The sequence below is a fragment of the Pandoraea sp. SD6-2 genome (assembly GCF_000389825.1).
Classification (GTDB): Bacteria; Pseudomonadota; Gammaproteobacteria; order Burkholderiales; family Burkholderiaceae; genus Pandoraea; species Pandoraea communis.
Genome location: NZ_KB944455.1, coordinates 55,828 through 74,288 on the forward strand (window position 1 = coordinate 55,828; position 18,461 = coordinate 74,288).

Below are 18,461 nucleotides of genomic sequence, written 5' to 3' on the forward strand. Positions count from 1 at the left end.
TGCAAACCCAACCCTTGGGGCCAGTTCAAAAATCGGGGCGGCCGTTCTTTTCGCCGCAGAGGCTTGTGCTCGCGCTAGTGCAGGCAGTCAGGTCGCGTTTGCTTGCCTGACGCTGCCTGCAAATTCTGCCGCTCGCGTCTTGCGCCGCGCTCAGGCTTGCGCGCGGATCAGACGGGCCGCATCAAGTGCGAAGTACGTCAGGATGCCATCCGCCCCAGCCCGCTTGAATGCGAGCAGCGATTCCATCATCACCTTGTCGTGATCGAGCCAGCCGTTCTGCGCGGCGGCCTTGAGCATCGCGTATTCGCCGCTGACTTGATATGCGTACGTGGGGAAGCGGAACTCATCCTTCACGCGGCGCACGATATCGAGATACGGCATGCCGGGCTTGACCATCACCATGTCCGCGCCTTCCTCGATGTCGAGCGCCACTTCGCGCAGCGCTTCGTCCGAGTTGGCCGGGTCCATCTGGTAGGTCATCTTGTTGCTCTTGCCCAGATTGGATGCCGACCCGACAGCGTCGCGGAAGGGGCCGTAGAAGGCCGATGCGTACTTGGCGGCGTACGCCATGATGCGCGTATGGATGTGGTCAGCCGCCTCAAGGGCTTCACGAATAGCGCCGATACGCCCGTCCATCATGTCGGAAGGGGCAACGATGTCCACACCGGCTTCGGCCTGTGTGAGGGCTTGCTTCACGAGAATGCGCGTCGTTGTATCGTTGATGACATAACCGTTTTCGTCGAGTACGCCGTCCTGACCGTGGCTCGTGTACGGGTCGAGGGCCACGTCGGTCAACACACCGAGATCGGGGAAATTGCGTTTGAGTTCGCGCACGGCGCGCGGGATCAGGCCGTCCGGGTTGGTCGCCTCAATGCCGTCAGGGGTCTTCAGCGACGCCTCGATGTTCGGAAAGAGTGCAATCACCGGTACGCCGAGCGTGACGCACGTGTCGGCCACGTGGAGCAACTCATCGACGGAGACACGCTCGACGCCGGGCATCGAATCGACTGCCTCACGGCGTTTTTCGCCTTCGAGCACGAACACCGGGTAGATGAGGTCGTCGCAAGTCAGGCGGTTTTCACGCATCAGACGGCGTGAGAAGTCATCGCGACGCATGCGGCGCGGGCGAAGGAGGGGGTAGGAACTCATGCGATCGGTCCTTTGGACGAAGAGTGGTGCTTCGAAGGTTCCCGCGAATTCGGCTGTGTGGACGTGTCCCGAAAACGGATAGTCGTTGCGTTTGGCTCAACGATTCCCTAAGAGGGAAGGCGCGCAAAAAACGGCACTTGCCGGGAAACTTTCGAACGCATGGTATATCATACCAACCGGATGTTCGCACTGTGTGCGAGGGTCCCCCGCTTCTCCTCCCTGAGCGGGCGCCTGTCGTTCTACGATAAGGCTTATTTGAACCCGCCGTGCCTACACGGCGGTTTTTTTATGTGCGCGAGAATCGTTACGGCAAAGCCCCGGACAATCAGGCTTCCCGGCCGATTCAAACGGCCTCATCCGTTCGGCTGAGGGGACGCTACGCCGTCACGTGCGCTCACCAATTCTCTCGATGACTCCACGAATCGCCAAGCGGCTCGCCGCGACGATTTGTCGCGCCCGTTGGGCATGTCCGCCGTCTACCTTGGCAGTTTGACGCAATGTTGCCTTGCGGTTGTGCCGAGGTGTCGTTCGCGGAACTGAAGATTGCGGACAAGGATGCGCCTGCCCCCCAGTGAGCGAGGGGGCCCGGACAAGCTCATTTCTTGGCGGTGTTGCGCGCCGGAATGGCGAGCCATGCTTCGAGCATGCTCTGTGCTGCATCGACACCGGTGCGCTTTAGCGACGAGAACAACTGGGCCGTGAACTGCGGCGGCGTCGCGGGATCGTCGGACGGCAGTCCGTCGGTGCGAGGCAGCGCAGCCAGGCGTTTTTGCGTGTCGCGCAATACGACAGTCGCATCCTGACGCGTGAGTTTGTCCGCTTTGGTCAGCAGCACATGGATGGGGCGGCCCGTCGGCATGAACCAGTTGATCAGTTCGCAATCGAGGTCGGTGAACGGCCGGCGCGAGTCCATGACGAGCACGAGGCCGCGCAACTGCGGACGCTGCACCAGATAGTCGCCGAGAAGCTGCTGCCAGTGAACCTTCACGCCACCGCCGACTTCCGCGTAGCCATAACCCGGCAAATCGACAAGATAACCGTACAGGTGTTCGAGGTGAGCGATCTCGAAGTAGTTGATGTGCTGCGTACGTCCCGGCGTCTTGCTCGAGAAGGCCAGCCGCTTCTGGTTGCAGAGGATGTTGAGTGCGCTGGACTTACCCGCGTTCGAGCGTCCCGCGAAGGCGACCTCGGGCACGGCCGTAGGCGGCAGATCGCGCAGATGATTGACGGTCGTGAAGAAGCGGGCTTGATGAAGTAGGGACATGACGGAAACCGGGGAGCGCCGCAGCCACAGGGATCGGGCCGCAACGCGGGTGCAGGGGCGCAAAAACGGTGAGTTTGATGCCCACCGGCGACAGGCCGGGGAGCCCCGTTCTGCGGCCTTCTACATGGAAATCCCCTAAAGTCGGGGAAAGACTTTATTGTACAATATGAAAGTTAACCTTGGCCTTGCCAAGGCTTGCCCGAACGTCTCGCGCGCCGTGAGGTTGGAGGAGAAACACGGCGTCGGACGGTGAGTTCGAACGACCGATTTCCCGACAAAACAGATATAAGGTGTGCGAATGAACCGAGGAGTGTGGAAGTCTCTCGCTGCAACACCGTTGGCGCTGGCATGCTTTCTTCTGAGCGGTGCAGGACAAGCCGCCGAGCCTCAGGCGCCTGCCAAGCCAGACCTGAACCGGGGACAGGCGATTGCCAGTCAGGTCTGCGCCGCGTGCCACGCGGCAGACGGCAATAGTACTGGCGGCGCTTATCCGAAGCTCGCCGGCCAGCACGCCGAGTATCTGGACAAACAGCTCGTCGACTTCAAGGCGCAACCCGGCAAAACGCCCGCGCGTAACAACGCCATCATGGCCGGCATGGTCGCGGCACTGTCCGAACAGGACATGCGCAACGTGTCTGCCTATTTCGCCTCGCAGACCGCGAAGCCGGGCGTCGCGCGCAACAAGGACACCGTGCCGCTGGGCGAGAAGATCTATCGCGGCGGTCTGGCCGAGAAGGGGGTGCCCGCGTGCGCTTCTTGTCACGGCCCCACCGGTGCCGGTATGCCGTCGCAGTATCCGCGTCTGTCAGGCCAATGGGCAGACTACACCGCAGCTCAACTGGTCGCGTTTCGCGATGAGACCCGCAAGAACAACGCCCCCATGCACACCGTGGCCTCGCGTTTGTCGGACAAGGAAATCAAGGCAGTCGCGGATTACATCGCCGGTTTGCGCTGATCGGCAGCCCCTGCCCTGACACCATATGAACGTCAGGGTATATTCGCTGACTTATAACGAAACCAGCAGCGGCGCCGCAGAGCGACCGGATCGATCTGGTTTAGCATACACAGGGTGGCGGGCGCGTGAGAAACGCGTCCCCGCCCTTTTTTGTTGTCGGAAACAGGATGAGCATCAGTACCTCCGGAATTCAGATCAAGGGCGCGCAACGATGGGTGCGCGATGGTGTCGAGCTGGTCAGTTCGATGCGTTTTGCCATCAGCCTGCTGACCGTGCTCGCCATTGCCAGCATCGTTGGCACCGTGCTCAAGCAGGGCGACCCGTATCCCAACTACGTCAATCAGTTTGGTCCATTCTGGGCCGACGTTTTCCGTTCGCTCGGCCTGTACACCGTGTACAGCTCGTGGTGGTTCCTGCTGATTCTGTTCTTCCTGATGGCGTCGACGACGCTGTGCGTCGTGCGCAATGCGCCGAAGATGATCGCGGACATTCGCAGTTGGCGCGATCACGTGCGCGAGGGCAGCCTGCGCGCTTTCGGTCACAAGGCCGAATTCACCGGGCCGACGCCGCGTGGTGACCTGCTGCCGCGCCTCACGAGCTATCTCGGACGCCATGGCTACCGTTTCGTTGTGCGCGAGCGCGATAACGCGACGCTCGTCGCGGCCAAGGCGGGCGCGATCAACAAGATCGGCTACATCTTCGCGCATAGTGCCATCGTCATCATTTGCCTGGGCGGGCTGGTCGACAGCGATCTGCTGATCCGTGCCCAGATGCTGCTGTTCGGCAAGTCGCCGCTGCGGGGCAACGCGGTGATCTCGCAGATTCCGGAGACGCATCGCCTCTCGTCGAGCAATCCGGCGTTCCGCGGCTACGCGTTCGTGCCGGAGGGCGGTAAATCGACCACGGCCATCCTGAATTTTCAGGATGGCTCGGTTGTGCAGGATCTGCCGTTCGCCATCGAACTGAAGAAATTCCACGTCGACTACTACTCGACGGGCATGCCGAAGCTTTTCGCGAGCGACATCGTGGTCACCGACCCCGAGACCGGCAAGATGACGGACGCGACGGTGAAGGTCAACGAGCCGTTCATCTTCAAGGGCGTGGCGATCTATCAATCGAGCTTCGAGGACGGCGGCAGCAAACTGAAGCTGACCGGTTACCCCATGCACGGCGCGTCTGACCGGACGTTCGCGTTCTCGGGCGACGTGGGTGGCTCGACGCAACTGCGTGGCGGCGCCGCGGGCAAGGACGAATACACCGTGGAGTTCAGCGACTTCCGGGCGATCAACGTCGAGAACATCAGCAATGGCGGCGGCGAGCGCGATGTGCGCGGTGTGGCTCGCAAGTCGTTGCGCGATGACCTGAGCGCGCAACTCGGCTCGGGCGCCCGCACCGATCTGAGCAAGGATCTGCACAACGTCGGCCCCTCGGTGCAATACAAGGTGCGCGATCGCAGCGGACAGGCGAAGGAGTACCGCAACTACATGCTGCCGATTCTGGTGGGAGACGGCGAGCGTGTCTTCATGACGGGGGTGCGTGACACGCCGGACGGTCCGTTCCAGTACCTGCGCATTCCGGCGGACGAGGACGGCTCCGTCAAGCAATGGATGCTGCTGCGTGCCGCTCTTCAGGACGATGGCGCACGTGCCGAGGCCGCTCGCCGCTTCGCTGCACAATCGCTGCCGGCGCAGACCTCGGCGGCGCTTCGCGGTCAGTTGCAAGAGAGCGCCAAGCGCGAACTGGATCTGTTTGCCGGTGTGATTCCGGCAAGCAAAACGAGCCAGACGAAGGGCGGCTTGCAGGCGATTGCGGAGTTCGTGAACGAAAAGGTGCCGCAGGAGCAGCAATCCAGCGCAGCGGACATGTTCCGCCGCATTCTCGACGGTACGGTCTGGCAATTGTGGCAGGTCGCTCGTGAACAGGCCGGGCAACCGGCCATGGCGCCCTCGCCGGAGAGCGAGCGCTTCGTGCATACGGCCACCAACGCGCTGTCCGACAACTTCCTGTACGACGCCCCGGTCTTCCTGCAACTCGATTCGTTCGAGCAAATCCAGGCGAGCGTCTTCCAACTCACACGCTCGCCGGGCAAGAAGATCGTGTATCTTGGCAGCTTGCTGCTGGTACTCGGCATCTTCTCGATGTTCTATGTACGCGAGCGGCGTCTGTGGATGTGGCTCAAAGACACGCCGGACGGTGGCAGTTCGGTATTGATGGCGGTCTCGACGACACGCCGCACACTGGATTTCGAAAAGGAATTCGCCCGCACGAAGGCGGAGATGGACGAGATCGTCACGAAACGATGAAGGTGAGACAGATGGAGTTATCGCAAAGCTATTCGGATGTCTCCTGGCTGCGCCAGCGCAGTATCGGCGACTGGCTGTTCGCACTGGCGCTGGCGATCGGTGCGGGCTTTGCCCTCAACCGCTACGGCCATTACATGGATTACTACGAGCACACGATTCTGGTGCTCGCCGTACCCACCTTCGCGCTACTCGGCTGGCATTGGCGATCGGTGCGCTGGCTGATGGCCGGGATCGCCATTCTCGCGCTCGCGGGCATCGGCTTGTATCACCATGATCTGGCGCGGGCCGATCAGGCGTTCTTCCTCAAGTACTTCCTCTCGAGTCAGTCGGCCATCCTGTGGATGAGCGCGCTGTTCTTCCTGGCGACGCTTTTCTACTGGGGCGGTCTGCTCGCCCGTTCGCCGTTCGGTGCGAGCGTGGGCTCGTCATTGTGCTGGGCGGCGGTGCTGCTTGGCTTCACCGGCATGATGGTGCGCTGGTACGAGTCGTATCTGGTGGGGGCCGACGTCGGCCACATTCCGATCTCGAACCTGTACGAAGTCTTCGTGCTCTTCTGCCTGATCACGGCGCTGTTCTACCTGTACTACGAGCGTCGCTATGAAACGCGCTCGCTCGGACCGTTCGTGCTGCTCGTCATCAGCGCGGCCGTCGGTTTCAACCTCTGGTACAGCGTGGCGCGCAGCGCCTACGAGATCCAGCCGCTGGTGCCGGCGCTGCAAAGCTGGTGGATGAAGATCCACGTGCCGGCGAACTTCATCGGTTACGGCACGTTCGCCCTCGCCGCGATGGTCGCGGTTGCGTATCTGCTCAAGTCGGGCGAAAACCAGCGTCTGGCAGTGGCCGGCAAGCCGCTCGACAGCGGTTTCTTCTCGTCGCGCCTGCCGTCGCTCGAATTGCTCGACGACGTGATGTACAAGGCCATCGCCGTGGGCTTCGCTTTCTTCACGATCGCCACGATTCTCGGCGCATTGTGGGCTGCCGACGCATGGGGCGGTTACTGGAGTTGGGACCCGAAGGAGACGTGGGCGCTGATCGTCTGGCTGAACTACGCCGCGTGGCTGCACATGCGTCTGATGAAGGGGCTGCGTGGTGTGGTGGCGGCGTGGTGGTCGCTGACCGGTCTGCTGATCACGACGTTCGCGTTCCTCGGGGTGAACATGTTCCTCTCGGGGCTGCACAGCTACGGACAGCTCTGACGCGGGTCTGCGCATCGGGGCCCACTCGGAAAGCCGCCGCGCTCAGGTGCCGGCGGCTTTTTTCATCGTGCCGTATGATTGCCCGCAACGTGGTGGCGGGAACGGCGTCGCCGGAGCGTCAGTCTCAATCGACAGTGGCGTACGCAATTTGGTGAAATGAGCAACAGAGGCAGACCGGGCTGGTCAGGGAGACGAATCATGAGTACGAGCAGATCGCGTTTGCGCGGTGCTGACATTCCGGCGAGCAGCATCACGCCTCGCGAGGTCGTCACCGGACGGCGGCGCTTTTTGCGCGCTTCCGGTGTCGGATTGACGGGGCTGGGCGGTGCGGCCCTCGGCGTACTGCCGCAACGTTTCGCGTTCGCAGCCGATAGCCCCGGCACCGGCCTCGCAAAACTGACGTCGACGCGTAACACGCGCTACGTGATTACCGACAAGCCGACCGACATCAAGGACGTCACCACCTACAACAACTTCTACGAGTTCGGCACCGACAAATCCGATCCGGCACGCCGGGCAAGCACGCTCAAGCTGCGCCCGTGGCAGATTGCGATCGAGGGCGAGGTGAAACAGCCGAAGGTCTACGACATCGATGCGCTGCTCAAGCTCGCACCGCTCGAGGAGCGTGTCTATCGCCACCGGTGTGTCGAGGGCTGGTCGATGGTAATTCCATGGATTGGCTATTCGCTCGCCGAACTCATCAAGCAGGTGCAGCCAACGGGCAACGCGAAGTACGTGGAATTTGTCACCCTGGCCGATCCGAAACAGATGCCGGGGCTGTCATACCCTGTGCTCAGTTGGCCGTACGTCGAGGGCCTGCGGATGGATGAGGCGATGCATCCGCTTTCGCTTCTGACGTTCGGCCTGTACGGCGAGGTGCTGCCGAACCAGAACGGCGCACCGGTGCGGATGGTGGTGCCGTGGAAGTATGGGTTCAAGAGCGCCAAATCCATCGTGAAGATCCGTTTCGTCGAGAAAATGCCGCTGACGAGCTGGAATCGTGCCGCGCCGGACGAGTACGGTTTCTATTCCAACGTGAATCCCGGTGTCGATCATCCGCGCTGGAGTCAGGCGACCGAGCGGCGCATCGGCGACGGCGGTATTTTCACGCCCAAGCGCAAGACGTTGATGTTCAACGGCTACGGTGAGCAAGTCGCCAGCCTGTATCAGGGCATGGATCTGCGCAAATTCTTCTGAGCCGACAGCGCGTGCCGACGACGCCATCCAATTCGAGGGAAGTGCCCGGCGCTGCCGCTGGCGCCGCCCGTGCCGCGAAACATTCGCCCCCCGTGCCGCGTTGGCTGCCGTGGGCCAAAGCGGCCGTCTTCCTGCTGGCGATGGTGCCGTTGCTACGACTTGGCGTCTACGGGGTGACCGATCGGCTTGGCGCGAACCCGGTCGAGTTCATTACGCGTTCGACAGGCACCTGGACGCTGGTCATGCTTTGCATCACGCTCGCGATCACGCCGGTGCGTCGCGTGTTGGGGCAGCCATGGTTACTGCGCTTGCGCCGCATGCTCGGGCTGTTTGCGTTTTTCTACGGCGCGCTGCATTTCACGACGTATTTCTGGCTGGATCAGTGGTTCGATTGGGCAAGCATTCTGCGCGACGTGTCGGGCAAGCGCCCGTTCATTACCGTGGGATTTGCGGCGTTCGCGCTGATGGTGCAGCTGGCGCTCACGTCGCCGTACGCGATGGCGCGACGCATGGGCGGGAGGCGCTGGCAGCGGCTGCATCGCGTGATCTATGCGATTGCCGTGCTGGCGATCCTGCACTACTGGTGGATGAAGGCGGGCAAGAACGATCTCGCCCAGCCGGCGATCTATGCGATCGTGGTGGCTGGCCTGCTCGGCGCCCGTCTGATCTGGGCGCTTCGCAGGCAGTGGCGTCAGGCGTTACCGGGCAGCAGCCGTTCGCCGGCGAACAGCGACTCGACCGTTTCACGTTCGCGCACGAGGTAGGCCTGGTCGCCGTCAACCATGACTTCGGCGGCGCGCGGACGCGTGTTGTAGTTGGAACTCATCGTGAAGCCGTAGGCGCCCGCCGAGCGGATCGCGAGCAGATCGCCCGGGACAATCGCCAATGCACGGTCGCGGCCGAGCCAGTCGCCGCTTTCGCACACGGGGCCCACCACGTCATAAGTCACGGCATCGGCTGCGCGACGCGCAACCGGATCGATCGCGTGATACGCCTCGTACATTGCCGGACGCGCCAGATCGTTCATCGCCGCGTCGACGATGGCGAAATTCTTCGTCTCGCCGTGCTTGAGGAATTCCACGCGCGTAAGCAGCACACCGGCGTTACCGACGAGCGAGCGGCCCGGTTCGAACAACACCTGACGATGGCCATGACCGCGCTTGGCGATGTGATCGAGCAGCGTGGTGGCGAATGCCGTGATGTCCGGCGGCGTCTCGTCCGTATAGGTGATGCCCAGGCCGCCGCCAACGTCGATGTGATGCAGTGAGATGCCTGCGGTTTCGAGTTTTTCGACGAGATCGAGGATCTTGTCAGTAGCGTCGAGATACGGCGAAATTTCCGTGATTTGCGAGCCGATATGGCAGTCGATGCCAACGACTTCGAGGTTTGGCATTGCGGCGGCGGTGCGATAGGCGTCGAAGGCTTCTTCGTAGGCCACGCCGAACTTATTGCCGCGCAGACCCGTGGAGATGTACGGGTGCGTCTTGGCATCGACATTCGGATTCACGCGGAGCGACACGCGGGCGCGCTTGCCGGCTTGTCCGGCCACTTCGTTGAGGCGATCGAGTTCCGGACGCGATTCCACGTTGAAGCAGAAGACATCCTTTTCCAGCGCGTAGCGCATCTCGTCCGCATGTTTGCCGACGCCCGAGAACACTGCGCGCTTCGGATCGCCCCCCGCCGCGATGACGCGGGCGAGTTCACCGGCCGACACGATATCGAAGCCGGCGCCGAGCTTGGCGAACACGCCGAGCACGGCGAGGTTCGAGTTGGCCTTGGCGGCGTAGTGCACGGCGGCGTTGCGGCCTTCGCACGCCTTGGCGTACGCCTGATAGGCGTTCGTCAGGGCCGCTTTCGAATAGACATAGAGCGGCGTGCCGAAACGCTCGGCGAGGACGGGCAGGGCAACGTTCTCGGCGTGGAGTACGTCGTCGCGGTAGGAGAAGATGGCGTCGGACATCGCAAAAACTCGGTAATCAACTAGGGCACGCTGGCAAAGCGGAGGGCTTCAGGCCTGATCCTGCTTATTCCGGCTTGGCTGCCGGCACCGATGCGGCCGAGGGCACGTCGACAGACGGCCCACGCTGAGGCTCGGGCACGAGTGGCGGCGGCGGCAGCGGTGTACCTGGCGGCGGCGCCGGTTTCACCGGAGGGGCAGGATAGTACAGCGGCCCGGCCTGACCGCAGCCAGCCAACACGCTCAAAAGGGTAATCGAGGCTACAATCGCGCAGGTTCGAATAGGTGCAGTCATTGGGGGTATCGCCGCGTGGTGCGGCATGCGAACGATGACGCAAAGCGTGGAGTTTAGCATGACGGAAAGTGAATTCCTGGCGCTCGCCGAGGCAGTGCTGGCGCAGGTGGAGGTGGCCGTCGAGGGTAGCGACGTGGATATCGACTGCGAACGTACGGGCAACGTCCTGACGCTCGAATTCGAAGACGGCAGCAAGATCATCGTCAACCTGCAAACGCCGATGAGCGAAATCTGGGTGGCCGCGCGCTCGGGCGGTTTCCACTACCGCCTGAAGGGCGACGAATGGCGTGACACCCGCGACGATTCCGAACTGTTCGAAGCACTGTCGCGTTTTGCGTCGCAACAGGCGGGCGAGACGGTGACATTGCAGGCGGGTTGACAAAAGAATCGCGGCGCAGGGCTCCAGCGTGACTGGAGACGCTGCGCCGCGCGGCGTTTCCGGGTCACCGGCCCGGACGACCCCCGTCAGGGCTTGCCGTTGAACATGTCCAGAATGCGCTGACGCTCCTGCCGATCCACCGGTGCGGGTGCCGGATTCGATTGCGCCGGTATCTGACCCGGCAGCGATCCCCCCGACGGACCCGGCGCCGCCGACCCGTCCGGCGCGGTATCGGCGCTCAGGCCAACCGTACTCACCGCGCGTCCCGGCGGATAGTCATCGTAGAAGTAATCGCCATTCGCCTGAATGATGCCCTGCGGCATCGTTCGCGTTGATTCCGGTACACCGCGCAAGGCCTTCGACATGTAGTCGATCCAGATCGGCAGTGCCAGACCGCCGCCTGTTTCTCGATCGCCCAGATTGCGCGGCTGATCGAAGCCGATCCACGCCACGCCCACCAGTTGCGACTGATAGCCGGCGAACCAGGCATCGTGCGAATCGTTTGTCGTCCCCGTCTTGCCGGCCAGATCGCTGCGCTTGAGCGCGTTGGTCTTGGCTGCGGTGCCGCGCGTCGCGACGTCGTGCAACATCGAATTCATGATGAACGCATTGCGTGCCGGAATGGCCCGGATCGTCTCGTCGCCCGCTATGGAGGGCTTTTCCTCCATGACGACGTTACCCTTCGAGTCGGTAATGCGCGCCACGATGAATGGATTCACGCGGAAGCCGCCATTGGCAAACACGGCATAGGCGCTCGCCATTTGCAGCGGCGTGACCATCCCCGCACCCAGCGCCATCGGCAGATAGGCCGGATGCTTATCGGCCTCGAAGCCGAATCGTCCGATGAACTTCTGCGCATAGCCCGGCGTGATGCTTTGCAGGATCCGGATGGACACGAGGTTGCGTGAGCGCATCAGCGCAACGCGCATCGGCATCGGGCCTTCGAAGCCGCCGCCGTAGTTCTTCGGCTCCCAGGGCTGCCCCCCCGTCTGCGCCGCCGTGAAGTACAGCGGGCCATCATTAATGATGGTCGCCGGCGCAAAGCCCTTCTCAAGGGCCGCCGAGTAGATGAATGGCTTGAAGCTCGACCCTGGTTGACGCCACGCTTGCGTGACGTGGTTGAACTTGTTCCGGTTGAAGTCGAAGCCACCGACCAGCGATCGAATCGCGCCGTTCTGGGGGTCGAGCGATACGAACGCCGCTTCGATATCCGGCATCTGCACGATTTGCCAGTTTTCCTTCGCGTCCTTTTTCACACGAATCACCGAACCCCGGCGAATCTTTTGTTTCGGCTGGGCTTTTGCATTCAAACCGGCCGCAGCAAAGCGCAGGCCGTCGCCGGTCACGGTAACGTCGTCGCCGTTCAGCAGCACGGCCTTGACCTGCTGGGGCGAAGCGGAAAGCACCACGGCGGCAACCATATCGCCACTGTCCGGATGCTCGACCAGCGTGTCGTCGATCAATTGTTCGCGCTCGTCCTGATCGTCCGGCAGATCGATATTGGCCTCCGGGCCGCGATAGCCATGACGCAATTCGTAGGCCATGACGCCGGCGCGCAACGCCTCGTAGGCGGCCTCCTGATCGGCGGAATTGATCGTCGTGTAGACGTTGAAGCCACGCGTGTAGATCTCGTCCTTGAACTGGGCGTAGAGCAACTGGCGAACCATTTCCGCAACGTACCCTGCATGCACGCTGAACTCGCTGCCCAGCCCGCGCACTACCAGCTCCTGTGCGATGGCCTGATCGTATTCGGCCTTTGTGATGTACCCGAGGTCGTACATCCGCTTGAGGATGTACTCCTGACGCACGCGAGCGCGCTTGTAGTTGACGATCGGGTTATATGCCGACGGTGCCTTCGGCAGTCCGGCGAGCATGGCGGCTTCAGCGAGCGTGATGTCCTTCAGATCCTTGCCGAAGTAGACCCGTGCCGCACTGGCGAAGCCATAGGCGCGTTCTCCGAGATAGATCTGATTCATGTATAGCTCGAGAATCTGATCCTTCGTGAGGCGCGACTCGATCTTGTAGGCGAGCAGCGCTTCGTAAATCTTGCGTGTGTAGGTCTTCTCGCTCGACAGGAAGAAGTTGCGCGCGACCTGCATCGTGATCGTACTGGCGCCCTGCGAGGATCCGCCGCGCGTGAAGTTCGCGACGCCCGCGCGGAAAATGCCGATGAAGTCGACCCCGCCGTGTTGATAGAAGCGGTCGTCTTCGATGGCGATCACCGCCTTCTTCATGACGTCCGGAATATCGGCGAAGTGCACCAGATTCCGACGCTCCTCACCGAACTCGCCGATCTGGATTTCATCGGCGGTGTAAATGCGCAACGGGATCTTGGGCCGGTAGTCGACGATCGTGTCGAGCGACGGCAACTGTGGCGTCATCACCACCAGGATGTACCCCACGAGCAACGCGCCACAGACGACCATCGCGGCCATCAGGCCGGCGAACCAAAGCGCGAGGCGCAGCCAGATGGAGCGGCGCGGCTTGGGCGGGCGCTTGTCGCGGGGTGTCTCAGTTTGGGGTGTGCTTGCCATGGGGGAACCGGAAAAATCGATGGGCCGATTATAACGAACGCCCCGCAACCTCCCGTTGCCACCCCTCGAAATCAGGGTTCAGGCCCACGGGTTCTAGGAATCGGACGAAGAAAAAGTGGCGTGAATTCCTAAAGCGCATTTCGCTTACCTCGTCGACGCGTGGATTCGGACTGGTCCGATTGGGCAGCCTCGTTGCGCTGGATAGCATCGATCACATCGACAAGAAGAGAGACGGGAGGACGTCATGATCGAAGCGGTCTTGCGCGGTGCGCGCCACATCGGCAGTCAATTTTCGGCGGTGTTGCCGCGGGCCGGGGGTGGGGGTTGCGGTATTTATTTTGACGCTGGCGGCCTGCATTTCGTTCGCCTGACGCGTGTGGCCGGGCTAGCGCGATTGCGTCTGGCCGGCTACGGGTCGGCCATTTTGGAGGATGACATGCTGCGCGGTGCGTTGATCGCCAAGCCGGAGGCGGCAGCCCGTCGTCTGGAAGAGCTACTGGAACGAATCGGCATCAGCGCCACGGATTTACGTGATGACACCATCGTGCTCGCCCTACCTGCGCACGGGCTCAAAACGCAGGTCGTCGATTATCCGGCGGACCTTCCGGCGCGTGCGTTGCGCGCCTGGTGCGAGCGGCGCGCCGCCTTGCTGTTGCCTGGGGATGGCGACCCCGATTTGCGCAATCGTGTGGGTGTGACGTGGGCCGACCCGGGCAATCACCGGCTGCGGTTGTACGCCTGTGAGGCCGAATTGGTGGATGACCGCGTCGCCGTGCTCGAAATGTCGGGACTTCGAGTGCATGCGATCGACGCAGCGCACGAGGCGGGGCGCAGAGCGTTCCGATGGGCGTGGCCGGCAGATGGTGATGCGAGTACGCCCGAGCGAGCCGGTACGCCTAACGCGCTGCTGCAGGTGGATGCTCACGATCTCGACCTGTCGGTCTTCGCCTCGGACACTTGTGTCGCCGACGCGCGAGAGCGATTCGATGGCGTCGGCGCGCATCCTGATGCGTTGGCAAGCGTTGTGCGAGAGTTGGCTGGCAAGCTGCCGGTTGGTCCCAGCGTCATGTACGTGGCGGCACAGGGCGCGAGTCCCGGTGGACTCGTGGCGATCTGCGACGCCTTGGGTGCGGCGTGCGGCATACCGGTGAGGCCGTTCGATCCGCTACGGCGCTTTGAGGTGCCGGGTGCGGCCGGGCCAAGGCGTCAGACGTTTGCGCAACGCACATCGCTTGCCGTGCCTTGCGGGCTGGCACTGCGTGCCATGTCGATACAGGGGGTGGCATGCGAATGAGTATGGAAATGCCGCCGCTCGATTTCCTTCCCACGCTGGCTCAGCGACGGCAGCGCGACTTTCGGCGGCAATGCCGCGTGTGGGCGTGCGTGGCGGCGTTCGGCGCGCTGGCGTCGCTTGTGCCGATTGTCCGCGACATTCACGTGCGTCGCGAGGCACTGGCGCAATTGGCGGCGTTACGCGTAGCCAGCGACAAGTTGAGCGCAACGTTGACGGCGTTCGACATCACGGGACGCAAACTCGCCGTCATGCATGCTCATCGCCGGGCCGCCGTCGCGCTGGTCGAACGGCGGCAACCCGTCGCTTACCGATTGCTGGACATCATGCGTGCCTGTGCCGACGGCGTGCGATTGACCGCGGTGACGACGGGCGACGCTCAGCTCCGTGTCGAAGGCTATGCGACGACGCAATCGCGAGTGCGGGAAACACAGAAGCGTTTGAGAGCATTACCGTGGGTGCGCAAAGTGGCGGAAGTCGAATCGAGCGTCGTCCCGGAGAGCGTCAGACGTCAGTGGGTGAGCGCTGCGGGGCAGGCACTGGCGCCGAACATCCGGCGATTCACGCTGCGTATCGAATGGAAAGTGGACGCCAAACCGATCGCACTCGCGGTCAATGCGGATGCTGGCGTTGCATTGAGAGAGGAGGTGCCAGATGTACGGTGAGCAACCTCCGCCGGAGGATGTCCGCGACATTTTTCACGACGTGGCGGCCCGTTGGCGCGCGCGGCGGTCGGTGTCTCCGGTCGAATGGACGCGATCGGTGCGGTGGGCGCTGGCAAGTCTCGCCTGGCTGATGGGTCTTGCGATAGCGTGGTCGGTCTGGTGGCTGGTGGGCTTGCCCGCGCGCGCGACTTTGCAGAAGGATCTCGGCGTCGAGCAGCAGACGTTGGATAGCGCTAACGAAGCTGCGCGTCGATTGCCCGTCCTGATGGCGGCGCTTCAAGAGGCGGAAACCGAGTCGACGGCCTGGCGGCGTTTGTTGCCGCTTGCCGCGAAAGGCGAGGGCGACGACGCTCCGGCAACGGGCCAGTCCGAGGCTTCGCTGCCCGATTCCGCGAATGACGCGGATTCGGCGTGGCGTGCCGATCTTGAGTATCTCGTTGCTCGCGCGGGCCTGACGTTGGAGATGGCCCGAGCGGGGCCGTCGGCGTTAGCGGACGATATCGTGATCGAACGGGCGGAAATCCGCGTCAGGGGACCCGTCTCGAACTTGCTTGGCTGGCTTGCCGAGATTGACAGTGTGCCGCGTCATGTGGCCGTCGAGCACCTGTCGCTTCAGGGACCCGGATGGGGATCGTCGGGCGTGACAGGTGCGGGCGATGCCGGACTGACCGTCACGGTGGCTGCCTACCTGTGGCAGCGACCCTCAGATCTGCCCGGTGCGCCCGTAGCGCAGCCTTTGCCGGCGTTGCCGGCGCCTGCGTCGCGCTGGCGCATGCCCGAAGACACGAATGACGTCTTTCGCACGCCGCTCACACGTCATTCCGCGCAAGACGCGGTGACGATGACACCTTCCGGGCCGCAGCAGGCATCGGACGACGATGGGAATCCGGTCGGATCGATGCGTGCGGGATCGCGTCAAGTCACGCTGCGACGCACGACAACGACCGGATTGGCCGCGACATGGCAAGAGGAGCCTTTACGGCAAGGGACAGCGGGAGCGCAAGCGCCGTGCGTTGATATCACGCTCCATGGTGTCGACGTTGTCGATGCGCTGCGGGCATTCGCGCGTCTGACCGGGAGGAGCGTGGTGATTGGCGAGCGCGTTGCGGGGCGTCTCGACATGGAGGTGCGGTGTGTCTCTGCGGCTACGGCGTTCGACGTGATGATCCGGAGTGCCGGCCTTGGCGTCCAATCCCTGAAGGGTGTCGACTGGATCGCCCCGCGAGCCGACCTGCTGGCCGACGAGCAGACGCAACTGGAGGCTGCGGCAAAGCGTGAGGCGTTGCTGCCGCTGGTCAGTCGGCGCTTCACGCTGAATTACCCTAGGGCGTTGGCGTTGCGGGAGATCATCATGGGCGAGAAAGACCGTAAGGGGCAGCGGCTGTTGTCCTCGCGAGGCAGTCTGATCGCCGATCCGCGAACGAACCAATTATTCGTGACCGACCTACCGGAAAAACTCGATGCGCTGGCTTCGTTCGTTGCGCGGATCGACGTACCTGTGCGGCAGGTGCTGATCGAAGCGCGCATCGTTGAGGCCGATGATCGGTTCAGTGAGTCGCTCGGCGTCCGGCTGGCGGGATACGACGGGCGGGGAGATCGTGGGCAGAAGGCGGGCATCCGACCGGCGGCAGGCAATTCGTCTGGCAACGGCGACACGCATCAGGGCGACGGAAAGTCGCGAGGCCATGCGCTCGACGTTGGGCTGTCTGCGGCGGCGCTGGCAGGCGTCACGCCGCCCAGTCTGGCCATCACGTTATTCGGTCGCTCGGCGACGCGTTTTCTGCAATTGGAGCTGTCGGCGCTCGAGACGACCGGGCGCGGGCGCGTCGTTTCCCGGCCGCGCGTGGTTACGGCGGACAAGATTCAGGCCGTCATCGAGCAGGGTACGGAGCTGCCGTACCAGACCCGCAGCGTCCGTCGCAACGTGACTTCAGTCCAATTTCGCAAGGCCACGCTGAAGCTCGAAGTGACGCCGCTGATCACGCCCGATGGTCAGGTGATCCTGGATGTCGACGTGCGCAAGGACAGCATTGGGCACGCCGTGGCCGAGGGCTTTGCGGTGGACACCCGGCACGTCAAGACGCAGGTCCAGGTCGAGAACGGCGGGACTGTGGCTATCGGCGGGATCTACCAGGAAGAGCGCCGCGACAGTCATGCCAGCGTGCCATGGTTGGGGAATGTGCCTTTGCTGGGGGCGTTGTTCCGTAATCGAGCCAACGACGACCGTCGTACCGAACTGCTGGTGTTTCTCACGCCCAGCGTGGTGCCTGAGGGTAAGCATGAGGAAGATGCTGCCGAGCCTGCGAGGCATTCAGCCTTGAGCGTGGGCATGGGCACGAAAGCCGGCCCGTCGAGCCCCGGTGGCGTGGTGGACGGGGTGAATGAGCTGGCGTGGGGGCAGGCGTCTGAACAGGGCGAAACCCCGAACTCCCCCCGAGCAGCCAGCATCCCGCCAGCCACAGGGACGTCACCGGCAACGCGCCTCGAATCGTCGCCACACGTCCGGCTGCTTGGCCATCCCCGGCTTACTGGGGGGGAGCCTGAGGCGACGCGTTCCGCACGCCCGACGCATATCCCGGTATCATCAGGGGCTGGAACCCAAATATCAGCGATTTATGCTGGAAAACGTAATACTTGTCGGATTGATGGGGGCGGGCAAGACCACGGTTGGACGCGCAGTGGCACGACGTCTAGGACGACAGTTCTATGACTCCGACCATGAGATCGAAGCGCGCACGGGTGTGCGCATTCCGGTCATCTTCGAACACGAAGGCGAGGACGGCTTCCGTCAGCGCGAAGCCCAGACCATCGACGAACTCACCCAGCGCAGTGGCATCGTACTCGCGACCGGCGGGGGCGCGGTGCTGCGCGCCGAAAATCGCGAGAACATCAAGTCGCGGGGCACCGTCGTGTATCTGCGCGCCAATCCGCACGATCTCTGGCTGCGCACGCGTCGCGACAAGAACCGTCCGTTACTGCAAACCGCAGACCCGCGAGCGCGTCTCGAGCAGTTGTTTCAGGAGCGCGACGCGCTATATCGCGAATGCGCGACCTTTGTCATCGAGACCGGTCGGCCGAGCGTCAATGCGCTCGTCAACATGGTGCTGATGCAACTGGAAATGGCGGGGATCGTACCCAGCAACACCGAGGTGTCGCACGACGTGCCCGACACCGCTGAGGGGGCGCGAGTCGAGACTCACGACGTCGCGCACGATGTTGCGCACGACATGACAGGGCCGGCGGGCGGCAACGGCGGGGATCCGGCGCAAGCCGGTC

General features: G+C 63.0%; 14 protein-coding genes and 1 pseudogene. 10 read left to right on the plus strand and 5 right to left on the minus strand.

The window, feature by feature from the left end; translation table 11 throughout:
* Positions 1-150 precede the first annotated feature (150 nt).
* On the minus strand, positions 151-1,149 hold the full coding sequence (hemB, locus tag C266_RS21740; protein ID WP_010804107.1) for a porphobilinogen synthase: 999 nt from the start codon (positions 1,147-1,149) through the stop codon (positions 151-153).
* A gap of 595 nt (positions 1,150-1,744) precedes the next feature.
* Positions 1,745-2,413 (minus strand): ribosome biogenesis GTP-binding protein YihA/YsxC, encoded by a 669-nt coding sequence (gene yihA / locus C266_RS21745; RefSeq protein ID WP_010804106.1) that lies wholly within the window; start codon positions 2,411-2,413, stop codon positions 1,745-1,747.
* Positions 2,414-2,711: 298 nt separating this feature from the next.
* Here yihA and C266_RS21750 point away from each other — a divergent pair, with 298 nt between their 5' ends.
* The 5 genes from C266_RS21750 (at position 2,712) to msrQ (ending at position 8,828) form a co-directional block, all read left to right on the plus strand.
* The gene (locus C266_RS21750) at positions 2,712-3,368 is read left to right on the plus strand and encodes a cytochrome c (protein ID WP_036664047.1); all 657 of its coding nucleotides are present in this window, start codon (positions 2,712-2,714) and stop codon (positions 3,366-3,368) included.
* Positions 3,369-3,535: 167 nt separating this feature from the next.
* Entirely contained in the window at positions 3,536-5,671 is a 2,136-nt protein-coding gene (locus tag C266_RS21755; protein WP_010804104.1) for a cytochrome c biogenesis protein ResB, read from the plus strand.
* Positions 5,672-5,682: 11 nt separating this feature from the next.
* Positions 5,683-6,867, plus strand: coding sequence for a c-type cytochrome biogenesis protein CcsB (gene ccsB / locus C266_RS21760; RefSeq protein ID WP_036664066.1), 1,185 nt, complete (start codon positions 5,683-5,685; stop codon positions 6,865-6,867).
* Positions 6,868-7,065: 198 nt separating this feature from the next.
* On the plus strand, positions 7,066-8,064 hold the full coding sequence (msrP, locus tag C266_RS21765; RefSeq protein ID WP_010804102.1) for a protein-methionine-sulfoxide reductase catalytic subunit MsrP: 999 nt from the start codon (positions 7,066-7,068) through the stop codon (positions 8,062-8,064).
* A gap of 11 nt (positions 8,065-8,075) precedes the next feature.
* Positions 8,076-8,828 (plus strand): protein-methionine-sulfoxide reductase heme-binding subunit MsrQ, encoded by a 753-nt coding sequence (gene msrQ, locus C266_RS21770; protein WP_051126500.1) that lies wholly within the window; start codon positions 8,076-8,078, stop codon positions 8,826-8,828.
* Here the strand turns inward: msrQ and lysA are convergent.
* Positions 8,756-10,024: a diaminopimelate decarboxylase gene (gene lysA, locus C266_RS21775; protein ID WP_010804100.1), complete on the minus strand. Its 1,269-nt coding sequence runs from the start codon at positions 10,022-10,024 to the stop codon at positions 8,756-8,758. The genes msrQ and lysA overlap by 73 nt on opposite strands.
* 64 nt (positions 10,025-10,088) lie before the next feature.
* On the minus strand, positions 10,089-10,376 hold the full coding sequence (locus tag C266_RS28475) for a lipoprotein (RefSeq protein ID WP_371257161.1): 288 nt from the start codon (positions 10,374-10,376) through the stop codon (positions 10,089-10,091).
* Between C266_RS28475 and cyaY the strand changes: the two genes are divergently transcribed.
* Positions 10,375-10,695 carry an iron donor protein CyaY gene (cyaY, locus tag C266_RS21780; RefSeq protein ID WP_010804099.1) on the plus strand — a complete coding sequence of 107 codons (321 nt, stop codon included), beginning with the start codon at positions 10,375-10,377 and terminating at the stop codon, positions 10,693-10,695. The two genes, C266_RS28475 and cyaY, sit on opposite strands and share 2 nt — an antisense overlap.
* Positions 10,696-10,781: 86 nt before the next feature.
* Here the strand turns inward: cyaY and C266_RS21785 are convergent, their stop codons facing one another.
* Positions 10,782-13,229, minus strand: coding sequence for a penicillin-binding protein 1A (locus C266_RS21785; protein WP_010804098.1), 2,448 nt, complete (start codon positions 13,227-13,229; stop codon positions 10,782-10,784).
* Between the two features lie 244 nt (positions 13,230-13,473).
* Between C266_RS21785 and pilM the strand changes: the two genes are divergently transcribed.
* The 4 genes and pseudogenes from pilM to C266_RS21805 form a co-directional block, all read left to right on the plus strand.
* Complete coding sequence (gene pilM / locus C266_RS21790; RefSeq protein WP_010804097.1) at positions 13,474-14,523, plus strand: type IV pilus biogenesis protein PilM; 1,050 nt, start codon at positions 13,474-13,476, stop codon at positions 14,521-14,523.
* An 8-nt stretch (positions 14,524-14,531) separates the two neighbouring features.
* The gene (locus C266_RS21795; RefSeq protein ID WP_144265906.1) at positions 14,532-15,185 is read left to right on the plus strand and encodes a PilN domain-containing protein; all 654 of its coding nucleotides are present in this window, start codon (positions 14,532-14,534) and stop codon (positions 15,183-15,185) included.
* A complete protein-coding gene (gene pilQ / locus C266_RS26425; RefSeq protein WP_010804095.1) occupies positions 15,175-17,895 on the plus strand; it encodes a type IV pilus secretin PilQ in 2,721 nt (906 codons plus the stop codon). The genes C266_RS21795 and pilQ overlap by 11 nt, the downstream gene beginning before the upstream one ends.
* Positions 17,801-18,319: pseudogene (locus C266_RS21805) on the plus strand (shikimate kinase); the annotation flags it as partial. The gene pilQ and the pseudogene C266_RS21805, both read left to right, overlap by 95 nt.
* Positions 18,320-18,461: the final 142 nt, after the last annotated feature.